The organism is Empedobacter stercoris (genome assembly GCF_020281205.1).
GTDB lineage: Bacteria > Bacteroidota > Bacteroidia > Flavobacteriales > Weeksellaceae > Empedobacter > Empedobacter stercoris.
In genome coordinates, this window is record NZ_JACXZC010000002.1 from 93753 (window position 1) to 105848 (window position 12096).

At 30.9% G+C, this 12096-nt stretch carries 11 protein-coding genes; all 11 read left to right on the forward strand.

Translation table 11 applies throughout. The annotated features are described in order from the left end of the window. Positions 1-5: 5 nt before the first annotated feature. The 11 genes from IF125_RS01530 to IF125_RS01580 are packed head-to-tail and all read left to right on the forward strand — an operon-like array spanning position 6 to position 12070. Positions 6-1514, forward strand: coding sequence for a hypothetical protein (locus IF125_RS01530; RefSeq protein ID WP_225541290.1), 1509 nt, complete (start codon positions 6-8; stop codon positions 1512-1514). After that, positions 1514-2656 (forward strand): glycosyltransferase, encoded by a 1143-nt coding sequence (locus IF125_RS01535; RefSeq protein WP_225541291.1) that lies wholly within the window; start codon positions 1514-1516, stop codon positions 2654-2656. The genes IF125_RS01530 and IF125_RS01535 overlap by 1 nt, the downstream gene beginning before the upstream one ends. Continuing rightward, on the forward strand, positions 2657-3208 hold the full coding sequence (locus tag IF125_RS01540) for a serine O-acetyltransferase (RefSeq protein ID WP_225540350.1): 552 nt from the start codon (positions 2657-2659) through the stop codon (positions 3206-3208). It begins immediately after the preceding gene. 3 nt (positions 3209-3211) lie between these two features. Next, complete coding sequence (locus tag IF125_RS01545; RefSeq protein ID WP_225541292.1) at positions 3212-4276, forward strand: glycosyltransferase; 1065 nt, start codon at positions 3212-3214, stop codon at positions 4274-4276. Beyond that, on the forward strand, positions 4276-5265 hold the full coding sequence (locus IF125_RS01550; RefSeq protein WP_225541293.1) for a glycosyltransferase family 2 protein: 990 nt from the start codon (positions 4276-4278) through the stop codon (positions 5263-5265). Before IF125_RS01545 ends, IF125_RS01550 begins: the two co-directional genes overlap by 1 nt. Positions 5266-5271: 6 nt before the next feature. Beyond that, on the forward strand, positions 5272-6390 hold the full coding sequence (locus tag IF125_RS01555) for an EpsG family protein (RefSeq protein ID WP_317197131.1): 1119 nt from the start codon (positions 5272-5274) through the stop codon (positions 6388-6390). After that, the gene (locus IF125_RS01560) at positions 6381-7127 is read left to right on the forward strand and encodes a glycosyltransferase family 2 protein (RefSeq protein ID WP_225541294.1); all 747 of its coding nucleotides are present in this window, start codon (positions 6381-6383) and stop codon (positions 7125-7127) included. The genes IF125_RS01555 and IF125_RS01560 overlap by 10 nt, the downstream gene beginning before the upstream one ends. After that, positions 7114-8217: a glycosyltransferase family 4 protein gene (locus tag IF125_RS01565; RefSeq protein WP_225541295.1), complete on the forward strand. Its 1104-nt coding sequence runs from the start codon at positions 7114-7116 to the stop codon at positions 8215-8217. The genes IF125_RS01560 and IF125_RS01565 overlap by 14 nt, the downstream gene beginning before the upstream one ends. Positions 8218-8220: 3 nt before the next feature. After that, positions 8221-9015 carry a polysaccharide biosynthesis/export family protein gene (locus IF125_RS01570; protein WP_225541296.1) on the forward strand — a complete coding sequence of 265 codons (795 nt, stop codon included), beginning with the start codon at positions 8221-8223 and terminating at the stop codon, positions 9013-9015. A 2-nt stretch (positions 9016-9017) separates the two neighbouring features. Next, on the forward strand, positions 9018-11489 hold the full coding sequence (locus tag IF125_RS01575) for a polysaccharide biosynthesis tyrosine autokinase (protein ID WP_225541297.1): 2472 nt from the start codon (positions 9018-9020) through the stop codon (positions 11487-11489). Positions 11490-11494: 5 nt separating this feature from the next. Then, entirely contained in the window at positions 11495-12070 is a 576-nt protein-coding gene (locus tag IF125_RS01580) for a sugar transferase (RefSeq protein ID WP_225541298.1), read from the forward strand. Positions 12071-12096 lie beyond the last annotated feature (26 nt).

Genomic DNA, 12096 nt, shown 5'->3' on the forward strand with positions numbered 1-12096 from the left:
AACTTATGGAAAACTTTATAGATAAGAAGAAAGTATTCTTTGCTTCTATTCTCATAATTGCATTAAAATCAATTTTCTTTTTTACACGTCATATTCAAGAAGATGCTTTAATCTCTTGGCGTGTTGCCCGTAACATTATAGAATATGGTGTGTATGGCTATAATGGAGTTGAAAAAATTTCTGCTTCTACCACTCATCTTTATGTTTTTATAGGCGTTATTTTTCAATCGGTTTTCGGAGAAGGAAACTTTATTTATCCTTTACTTATTTTTAATACCATTTTATTTACGATTGGGATTTATTGGTTAGGAAAACTACTTTTTAACACCACAACAAAACTTATCTTATTTATCCTTTTTGTCAGTTTTTTACCACCGGCTATAAAAATGTCTATTTTAGGAATGGAGTTCGGAATGCTGTTCTTTTTCTATATGGCACTTATAAAGTATGGGTTTGTTGAAAGAAAAAATTGGGCTTTTATTGTAATGCCTATACTTATTCTTTGGACACGAATAGATACGTGTATTTTCTTAGGGTTATTGTTCATATATGATGTGATACAGCAGCGAAAATGGAATACAGCTCTAATGATTGGAGGTATTTTAGCGGTTGTAACTACAGTTGCATTCAACTGGTTTTATTTTGGGGAGATTGTCAATAATACGATCACTTCTAAGAAAAATAATTATTCTAACCCAACTTTATTAGAACGTTGGGCAGAATTTAAATATTTTGGACCAAATTTTTTTGGAATCATAAAATTTCCAACCTCAATATATAATTTTTCGACATTATTATTTTTTATTATCTCATTAATCAGTCTATTCTTTCTTTCGGGAAAATTAGAAACTAATCGTAAAAAAGTAGTTGGATTTTTATTCCTTTTTGGTTTGGTCAAAACGATTATATTCGGAGCAACAAATTCATGGTTTGACTGGTATTATTGGATACCTCAAATTTGTTTGTTCTTGCCAATTATAATAGTTGTATTAGACTCGGATAAATATAAATCCTTGTCAATTGCTTATTTTGTTGTTATTTTTATTCCTTTTACCGTTTACCAAGCTGTACATTCTATAGCAACTGGACATGGAGAATGGAATCATGCACGCAAGATTGGGTTGTATTTGGATTCGATTGAGCCAAATAAAAACAAATATATCTTCTTAGAACCTGCTGGTTATATTCCCTATTTTTCTAAATTGAAAGTTATTGATTATGTAGGATTAGTAGACAAGCGCTTGACAGACGAAAACATTGTTGAAAATGGGAAAGAAGTTGGTTTTTCCAACTTGATTAATAAAGCAAAACCCGATTATATTTTAGAAGATTTTAAACCCATGTTCAAAGGAACTTTAGCAGATCAATCTATTTATGAGGATTACGAACTTATAAAAGAATTTAAAATAGAGGATGTTGCTAAATCGGATCATCCAATATTAGATAAGATTTATAAATTCAAACCATCAGGTAGAGATTTTTATTTATATAAACGTAAATCGACAGCTAAATAATGGGTCAAAAAAAGAAAATATTAATACGTATTGGCTCGCTTCGTCATGGAGGTGCTGAAAAAGTATTGGTCACTTTTCTCAAAAACCTTTCACCAGACAAATACGAAATAGATTTATTGTTGAATCTTTATTCGGGTAAATACCTAAAAAATGTTCCTTCTTGGATTACTATCTATTACTTGAATAAAGGTGAAATGATAACAACCAATCGACCGCAGGATATTCCCGAAAAAGCATTCAGAGTAATTTATCAATTTGTTCTGAAGAAGTTTCCCAAATTATTGTACAAATTCATCTTACCCAATAAAACGTACGATATTGAATTTGCTGCAATTCATGGAATAGCCGATGAAATTCTAAATTCGCCCATTAAATCATCTAAAAAAATCGTTTGGATTCACAATGATTTATCCAATATTCCAGCATATACAGACGAACGTTTAAGGTCTTTTTTTAAGTTTGATCAGATTTTAGTGATTTCTGAAAAGATCAATCGACTTTTTTTAGATTTGGCGATTACGGAAGCTGAAAAAAAGAAAGTAGTTCGCATTTATAATCCAATTGATGTGCACGAAATAAAATCGTTAGCAGCTGAAAAATGTGACATCAAGAAAGCTGAGAATCAACCAACTTTTGTATCTATTGGTACTGTTTTTCCTCAAAAAGGTTTTGATCGTTTATTGCGAGCTCACAAACGTTTGTTGGATGAGGGTTTTCCTCATCAGGTATGGATTGTGGGAGATGGTTATGATTTTCCAACGATCAAGAAGTTAGTGGATGACTTAAAAGTGAATGATACAGCTTGCTTAATTGGATTCAAAGAAAATCCATATCCGTATTTTGTATTGGCAGATTATTACATTTTATCGTCTCGTTACGAAGGTTATCCTACGGTTTTATTTGAGGCGATGGTTCTTGAAAAACCAATTATTGCAACCGATGTATCAGGAGTTAGAGAAATGTTGAATGACGGAGAGTTAGGTTATATCATCAAAAATGAAGAGGAAGCAATTTATGAGGGAATGAAGTATTTTATTCAACATCCTGAAATTGCAGATAACTATCAACAAATTATTGCATCAAAATCATTGCCATTTCAATTAGAAAATGCCGTAGATTCAATCGAAAAATATTTAAATTAAATGAAAACAATTATTCAGAAAGATTTTTATAGAAATTTTGGGTATTGGACCAATTCGCCTTTTCTGAAAGGGTTTATGAGTCCTGGTTTTCGATTTATTTATTGTTTAAGAAAAGCCCAACAATATTCATCCAAACATCCTTTTGGCATTTTTTATCGTTTATTGCTTCGTCGCTATTCAATCAAATACGGTTATCAAATTTCAGCAAAAACAGAAATTGGAGCTGGTCTTAATTTAGGGCATTGGGGAACAGTTGTTGTAAACCCAAAAGCAAAGATTGGTAAAAATTGCAACATTGCACATGGTGTTACCTTAGGGCAGACAAATAGAGGAAAGTCAAAAGGTTATCCTACGTTAAAAAACGATGTTTGGGTCGGTACTAATGCAGTTATTGTTGGAGGTATTACGATTGGAAATAATGTATTGATTGCACCTAATAGTTATGTAACGCAGGATGTACCTGATAATTCGGTCGTGATGGGAAATCCTATGCAAATTGTGCCGAATGAAAAAGCGACTGAAGGATATATTAACAATAGAATAGAGGATTAATAGTTGAAAACGATACTTTTTATATTACCAGACCTTAATCAAGGTGGAGCAGAACGTGTCATTACAACGTTGTGTAACGAACTGGATCGAACAAAGTTTTCGCCAAAATTAGTGCTTTTCAAAAAGGAAGGTTATTATTTGAATCATTTAAAAAAGGATATTGAAATCATCGAATTAAATATCTCTCGTATTCGATATTCTATTTTTAAGATTGTTCCATTAATCAAAAAAATAAAACCCGAAATTGTTTTTACAGGTTGGGGTGAAATTTCTGCTTTTTTATCACCCTTAATTCCATTGTTTCCAAAAACGAAATTTATAACGCGTGAAACAAATGTTGTTTCAAAACATGTTACGCGAAAAGAAATTCTATTTTTCTATCGTTTTTATCCTAATTTTCATCAAATCATTGCGCAAAGTGATGATATGAAAAACGATTTGATTCAGAATTTTAATATTTCGGAACATAAGATTGTTAAAATTAACAATCCAGTTGATTTTGATTTAATTAACCGATTAAAAGAAGAAGAGGTGAGTGTTGGGTTTGACACGAGCTATAAAAATATTGTGGCGATAGGTAATTTGTCTCCGCGAAAAGGATTTGATTTGTTACTCGATGTGATGAATGAATTGAAACATGAAAAAATACAGTTAACTATTCTTGGTGATGGTGCCTTTAAAGATGAGTTGATTAAACAAAAGGACGAGTTGAAATTAGCGAATGTGAGGTTTCAAGGAAATGTTCCGAATCCGTTTGTGTATTTAAAGCATGCTGATTTGTTTGTTCTTTCATCCCGTTACGAAGGTTTTCCGAATGTATTATTGGAAGCAGGTGCGTGCGGAACCTATAGTTTGGCAAATAATGCACCTGGAGGAATCAATGAAATTATTCAAGAAGGAATCAATGGGGAAATTTTTCCAATAGATAATACGAAAGGTTTTGCGCAAAAAATAAAAGAAGTTTTAGCACATCACCATCCAAAAGAACAGCTTGTAGAAAGTATCTTTTCTCGATTTAGTAAACAAATAATTATAAAACAATACGAAGCTATTTTTAATCAACTATAATGAATAATCCACCTAAACTATCAGTTATTGTTCCTGTTTATAATACCGAAAAATATCTTTCGAAGTGTTTAGATTCTATTTTGAATCAAACCTATAAAGAACTTGAGGTGATTGTAGTAAATGATGGTTCGAAAGATCATTCGCAATCAATTATCGATCAGTACAAACAGATTGATGCAAGAATTGTTTCTATTCTGAAAGAGAATGGAGGGTTAAGCGATGCGAGAAATGCAGGTATTGACCATGCGACAGGTGATTATTTGGCGTTTATAGATTCGGATGATTACATTGATAGAACGATGTTCGAAAAAATGGTTGATTTGAGTGTGCAACATCAGTCAGAAATTGTTTTTTGTGATTTGGTAAAAGTGGATGAATATGGAACTGAGTTTCGTGATTTACCACAATCTCCACAATTACCAGAAAAGATTATTTTGGAGAATGATCTGACTATTTTTGGTGAAATGAGTTGTTTTGCTTGTAATAAAATTTTCAGAAGATCATTGTTTAACAAGCATCGTTTTAGAAAAGGAATTCACTTTGAAGACATCGAATTGATACCGAAATTAGTTTTAGATGCTACAGTTATTTCTAAAATTAATCAACCTTTTTATAAGTATTTTGAACGCCAAGATTCTATTACAAAGACACATACGGCGAAAGGTTTGGATATGTTTGTTGCTGTAAATGAGGTGACAAATTATTTTTATAAAAGTAAATACAATACATTTGCAACCGAGCTAAAACGTTTTCAAATCATTCAGGGGTATTATTCGTATTTAGCCTATGTGGCCTATGTAAAAGATAAAACCTTGAAAAGTAGAATGATTGAAGCTTTAAGTGATTTTCTGAAAGAGAATCACTTAACAAAGAAAGAGCTTAAAAATTATAATCGTTTTGAAAAGAATTACTTAAATTCATTACCATTGAAAAAAAGAATGTATTATTATTTGTCACTTATGAACCTTCAACTGTTAATTAAATTATAATTTGAAGTGAGTTTAATTTATTTATTCATATTTGCTTTTCTGCTTATCGCATCAATATTAGAGTTTTCTGATAAAAAAGTCAGTAAACAATTGTATGTGTTAATTGTTGTGATAATGGCACTAACAGCTGGTTTTGGTTATGGTTTAAGCCCTGACTGGATTGCTTATTTTAATACGTTTAATATGCTATTAGATGTATCTTGGCAAGAATTTGATCGATTTGCTTACATGGCAGGTATGGAAAAAGGCTTCCTTGGTCTAAATAAGCTATTGGTAGATTTTGGCTTTGATTTTGGAATGCTCACTTTGCTTGTGGCATCAACTTCCTTAATTTTAAAATCATCAACTTTTTACAAATATGGTGGTTTTCCTTTCCTTGTTCTATTTATCTATGCCATGCCAAACTTTATGTTTGAGGAGCATGTGCATATTCGTCAGGGTTTAGCCAATGCAATTGCAATATATTCAATACGCTACGTGATTGATCGAAATTTAGTCAAATTTTTAATTTGCATTGCGGTAGGTTATCAATTTCATGAATCTATTATTGTTTTTGTACTTGCCTATTGGATTGCTCCAATGAAATTTGACGAAAAATTTATAGGTTGGATCGTTTTATTTTCAATTATAGGGTTTTATACTGGATTAAATTCAATCATAGAGGTCATCATGAACTTTATGCCTATTGGGCAAGAAAAATTCGAAGGTTACGAAAGTGAGTTATACGCACAAGGCGATGGGGTGGCTATAGGAGATTTTGTGAAAATTATTTCTATTCTATCCATTATCATTTATAATAAATATGCTGTTCACGATAAATTGTATTGTTATTTCCGAAACTTATTTGTTTTTGGTGTACTACTTTATTTCTTCTTAGGGAAAGGAATTTTTGGTATTCGATTACCAGGTTTTTATTTAGTTTTTTTAGGTTTAACGGTAGGGAGATTGGTGTATGTTTTTGACGGAGATAAATTTAAACGAAACTTTATATATTTAAGTTTTGTATCATACACTGTCTTGTTGATTTTTTGGTTCCAAGTAAAGCAAGGACATAAATCAAATTTTGGAAATTATCGAACTATTTTTAATAAAGAGGCCGTGTACGGATTATGGAAATGGAATTAGTATCTATTGTAACGCCTTGCTATAATTCGGAAAAGTATATAGCGGAAACTTATCAATCAATAAAGGCACAGACTTATTCTAATTGGGAATGGCTTATTGTTGATGATTGTTCAACTGACCGTTCGGTTGAAATTATAAAATCGTTTCAAGATCATCGAATTCGTTTAAGTAGTCAAACAGTTAATCAAGGTGCTGCAAAAGCAAGAAATATAGCACTTACCAAAGCAAATGGAAGGTACATCACGTTCATCGATAGCGATGATTTGTGGTTACCAGATTTTTTAGAAAAAACGATCGATTATTTACAATCAAATGATGAGCAATTAGTTTACACAAGTTATAAACGAGTAGATGAAAATTTGCAACCCTTGTTAGAGGATTTTATTGCGATTGATAAAATTGATAGTAATCGAATTTTATACAACTGTCCAATTCCGATGTTAACATCTGTTTACGACTCCAAAACTATAGGGAAAATTACTGTTCCTGATGTAGAATTAAGAGAAGATCATGCGATGTGGATTGATTTGTTAGCTAAAATAAATTACGCAAGAGCAATTGAAGAACCCTTAGCTATTTATCGAATTAGAGATAATTCTGTTTCGAGGGATAAATTTAAAATAGCAAAAAAACAATACGATGTCTATAGAAAATATTTAAAAATGAATTTTTTTAAATCTTCTTATTACACTTTTTTTTGGGCATTGAATGGATTAAAAAAATATGGAAAACTTTAAATTATTAGACTATTTATATACACTGGATATTTCTCCAATTTACATCAATATTTTGGGTGCATTTTTTTTTGCATTGACTATCACTTTGATTTCTATCCCTAAAATAATTAGAATCTCTTATAGAAAACAATTAATGGATGTGCCAGGAGAGCGTAGTTCGCATACGAATAAAGTTCCTACCTTGGGAGGTGTCGCATTGTACTTTGGTATTGTGGTTTCGACTTCTATTTTCGCAACAGATTTAGGTGTTAATTATTCCTTTTTTCTATCGGCTATTACCATCTTGTTTTTTATAGGATTAATGGACGATCTATTAGTTGTAGCACCAGATAAAAAACTATACGGACAAGTAATAAGTACAATTTTAATTATTTTTGGTTCAGGAATTATGATTAATTCATTTTCAGGACTTTTTGGAATTTATAGAATACCATACGCTGTAGGGGTCTTGTTAACGATTTTTATATTCATTGTTTTGATTAATGCTTTCAATCTTATTGATGGAATTGATGGACTTGCAGCAGGAGTTGGAAGCGTAATTAGTCTATGTTTTGTGTATATTTTTTATCGAATTTTTGATTATGGCATAGGTATACTTGCCATTAGTACACTCGCTGTTTTAATAGGTTTTGCACGATACAATCTTTCCAAAAAATTTAGAATATTTATGGGGGATACAGGATCGATGGTCATAGGTTTTATTTTAACCTTTATGGCGATTCGATTTCTTTACATTAGCGAAACCTCCAATCTTGGCTTAAAGACTGGACCAGTACTTCTACTGTTTATCTTTGTGATTCCTATTGTAGATACTTCTTATGTTTTTACTGTTCGATTACTCAGAAAAAGAAGTCCATTTGCACCAGATAAAAACCATTTGCATCATCAATTTCTAAAATTAGGTTACAATCATTTGCAAACGTCGATCATTTTAGTATTAATTAACATTTTTTTTATAATCGTTGGGTATTATTTTAGAAATATTGAAATTAATAAACTATTTTTGGTCTTTATTGTTTTATCAATAAGTTTTGTTATCTCTCTAAGATATATTGTAGTATTAAAAAATAATAAAAACATATCATTATAAAAAATGCTTTACTTAAAATCAACTTTAACCAAAACCGCTATTTTATTAATCATCATGAATTTATTTTCATGTATATCACTTAAAGATGTTCAATTAATTCAACCAGATCAAAATTTAAAACTTGATGCTAAAGGGAAAATCGCTTTCGATAAACCTGAATACTATATTCAAAAAGGGGATCGCATTTTAATCAATGTTTCAAGTGCTTCTAAAGAATCTATGGGGATTCTAAGTGATTTTATTTCTTCAGGAAATCAAACTTTTGTTCAAGGAGAGAATTCAGGTGTATTAGTCAGAAAAGATGGAAACATAGAATTACCTCGAATTGGGAATATACATGTAGAAGGGTTCACTATAGAACAGGTTCGTAAGATAATTCAAGATGAATTTTATAAAATTTATGATGAGAAAGGAACTTTTATAGATGTAAATTTAGCAGGTATAGAATATACTATAGTGGGTGAAGTTAGTCAAGGGACATTTCGGGCAAATAAAAGAGATTTAACCATTTTAGAAGCTTTCGCTAAAACAGGATCTAATAATATATATGCAGACCTGAAAAATGTTCGTATAATCAGAACAGATTTGGATGGAACTAAGCAGGTTTATGTGGACTTGACAAAAGAATCTATTATGAATTCAGAGTATTATTGGATTCAGAATAATGATATTATTGTTGTTAATCCACGTAAAGAAAAAGTTTGGGGAGTTGGTCTAAACCCACTGAGCGTCGTTACAACAGTGATGGGAGCTATTGCAACTATTTTAGGAGTTTATTTATTTTTTGATAAAATTTAAGAATGGCGAACACAACGAATAATCAAAAAAGTAAGAAAAAACAATCTGACTTTATTGATGTAGAAAGGCTTATACCCAGGTTACTTAATGAGTGGCCATTATATATAATATCAATGCTGATTGCTTTAGCAGTTGCTTATTATTTAAATAACTGGAAACTGAATAAAATTTATTCGGCCAATACAACGTTTAAAATCAAGGATAATAGTTCGGCGAATAATTCTTTGGCATCTAATTCGATTAACTTCATTTGGGGAGGTAATGCCAACAAAATTGACGGATTATCTTATACTTTAACATCTCGTATTCATAATGAAAAAGTTGTTAAGAAGGCAGAATCCTATATTTTTTACACAGAAGAAGGCAGATTAAAAAAATCTAATATTTATAAATTAGATGCACCATTCCATGTGCATATTGATACATTTCATCAACAAGTTGCAAACGTAGATGTAAGAGTGAAGCCAAAGGATCAAAATTCATTTTATCTTGAAGTTGAAAATGCTAATGGATCGTTGTATCAATTTACAAAAGATAGTATTATTAAACCAGATGTTTTGAATCTTCCTAAAATTGGTTATTACAATCAATGGATGGTTGGAAAAAACTATAAAATAAAACTAACTCGCTCAAACGTACCGTTCTCAGAAAGTACAATTTCATTTAAGTTAGTGACTATTAAAGATGCAACATCTAGAGCGGTTAAGAATTTTAGTGTGTCAAATCCATCTAAAATTTCAAGTATTATTTCGGTTTCTAAAAATGCTGAAAGCTTAAATGAAGCAGTCGATTTATTAAATAATTCAATTCAGGTTTTAATAGAAAATGAACTTGCAGAGAGAAATTTATCGGCATATCAGACCAAAAAATACTTACAAGAAAGAATTGCAGCAGTAAAGCTAAAGTTAGATAGTTCAACGAATAATTTGCAAGAACTGCAAAAACAAACAGGAGTTTATAATTTTAATACAAAGAAAAGTGAACTTTTAGGAAAATTAACAGCTTTAGATAAAGAACGTATAGAAGTAGAAGAGAAAATTAATGCTTTGCACCGTTTAATGCCTAAAAAATCGAGTAGTGTTGATAATTTAATAGCGCTTAATATTGCAGGACTTGATGTTTCGTACTACATGACAAATGTAGATCAATTGGATAATCTTGAAAACCAACGAGAGCAAATGCTTAAGGTTTACAAATCAAATACGGATGAGATTAGAGAAATAGATCGTCAATTAGCGAAAACAAGAAACAATATTTCGAATGTTGTCAATGCGCATTTACAAAAGTTGAACACCGATTTGTCCATGATTAATGCCAAATTAGCGGAGTCTGAATTCAAAGCAAAAGATTTACCATACGAAGAAATAGAATTTGTGGAAGCAAATCGTGGGTTTGAGTTGAATAGTACAATGTATTCTACGTTGATCAATCAGTTAAACACAACCGATTTGTCTTTAGCCTCTATTGTCTCTGATATTACAATCATTGATCCTGCGAAGAATCAAGGTCAAGGATTTATTTACCCAAATCCAAATCGTAATTACTTGATTGCTTTAGGAATTGGTTTATTGATTCCTCTTATTTATGTGGTGATTAAAGAATTGTTAGATTTTAAAGTTCGTGTATTAAAGGATATCACAGGACGTACAAATATTCCAATTATTGGTTTGGTTGGTCCGTTAGGGGACAATTCACCATTAGTTGTTATCAATAATCCTAAATCTGGAATTTCAGAATCATTTAGATCCATTCGTTCGAATTTAAAGTATTTATATAAACATCCAGGACTCGACGAGCATAATAAAACCATTTTAGTCACTTCATTTATTGGAGGTGAAGGTAAAACGTTCAACGCGATGAATATCGCCAGCTCAATCGGTTCGATGGATAAGAAAACGATTCTGATTGGATTAGATTTACGTAAGCCAAAAATATTTGATGATTTTAATATCAACAATAAAGTTGGGGTAACAGATTATGTAGCAGGTTATTTAGATTTAAATAAAATTATACAACATACAATTTTACCTAATTTAGATGTTATTACAGCTGGTCCAATTCCTCCAAATCCTTCTGAATTGATTTTGAGTAAACGAATGGATCAATTGTTTGCTGAATTGAAAGAAAAATATGAATTTGTGATTATAGATTCGCCACCAATTGGATTGGTAACAGATTCTTATGATTTGATGTGTTATGCTGATTGTACATTGTATGTGACGCGTTACAATTATTCAGAGAAAAACTTTATTACGGCGATTTCGAATAAATACGATGTAGGAGAAGTGTCGAATGTTGGAATTATATTCAACGACTTCCAAATCAAAACGGGTTACAGTTATGGCTATGGTTACGGTTATGGCTACGGTTATGATTACGGTTATGGCTATTTTGCTGGTGACGAAGATTTTGATAATTCATTCTTTGGTAAACTTAAACGATTAGCTACTCGTATTAAAAGTAAATTTTTTTAATTAAAATGTTATTAAAGAACATATTTGATTATATACTTGCATTAATCCTACTATTTTTTTTAGTGGGATTAATTGTTTTGTTAGTTATCATAAGTTCTTTTGATACGAATCAATTTGGTGTTTTTACTCAAAAAAGAGTAGGGAAGAACGGCAAGTTTTTTACTATTTACAAAATCAGAACAATTAAAGGTTTTTCTGAAAATACAATTACCACCGATCAACATCATATTACAAAATTTGGAAAAATTCTAAGAGATTATAAATTAGATGAACTGCCACAGTTAATTAATATTCTAAAAGGTGAAATGAGCTTCGTTGGTCCTCGTCCTGATGTAAAAGGTTATGCTGATGTATTGGTTGGAGAAGATCGGATAATGCTTCAGGTAAAACCTGGTTTAACAGGGCCTGCTCAATTAAAATATCGACACGAAGAAGAACTCTTATCCGATGTTACAAATCCAAAAGCTTACAATGATGAAGTTCTTTGGCCAGATAAAGTGAAGATTAATGTCGACTATGTGAAGAATTGGAGTTTTAAACAAGATTTAATTTATATGGTTCAAACACTTATAAAAAAATAAAAGAGAATCCTAAATTGGATTCTCTT

What these genes read in the sequence shown, in the direction of transcription:
- IF125_RS01530 (WP_225541290.1), top strand. Translation starts at nt 6, where the DNA reads ATGGAAAACTTTATAGATAAGAAGAAAGTATTCTTTGCTTCTATTCTC.
- IF125_RS01535 (WP_225541291.1), top strand. Translation starts at nt 1,514, where the DNA reads ATGGGTCAAAAAAAGAAAATATTAATACGTATTGGCTCGCTTCGTCAT.
- IF125_RS01540 (WP_225540350.1), top strand. Translation starts at nt 2,657, where the DNA reads ATGAAAACAATTATTCAGAAAGATTTTTATAGAAATTTTGGGTATTGG.
- IF125_RS01550 (WP_225541293.1), top strand. Translation starts at nt 4,276, where the DNA reads ATGAATAATCCACCTAAACTATCAGTTATTGTTCCTGTTTATAATACC.
- IF125_RS01560 (WP_225541294.1), top strand. Translation starts at nt 6,381, where the DNA reads ATGGAATTAGTATCTATTGTAACGCCTTGCTATAATTCGGAAAAGTAT.
- IF125_RS01565 (WP_225541295.1), top strand. Translation starts at nt 7,114, where the DNA reads ATGGAAAACTTTAAATTATTAGACTATTTATATACACTGGATATTTCT.
- IF125_RS01570 (WP_225541296.1), top strand. Translation starts at nt 8,221, where the DNA reads ATGCTTTACTTAAAATCAACTTTAACCAAAACCGCTATTTTATTAATC.
- IF125_RS01575 (WP_225541297.1), top strand. Translation starts at nt 9,018, where the DNA reads ATGGCGAACACAACGAATAATCAAAAAAGTAAGAAAAAACAATCTGAC.
- IF125_RS01580 (WP_225541298.1), top strand. Translation starts at nt 11,495, where the DNA reads ATGTTATTAAAGAACATATTTGATTATATACTTGCATTAATCCTACTA.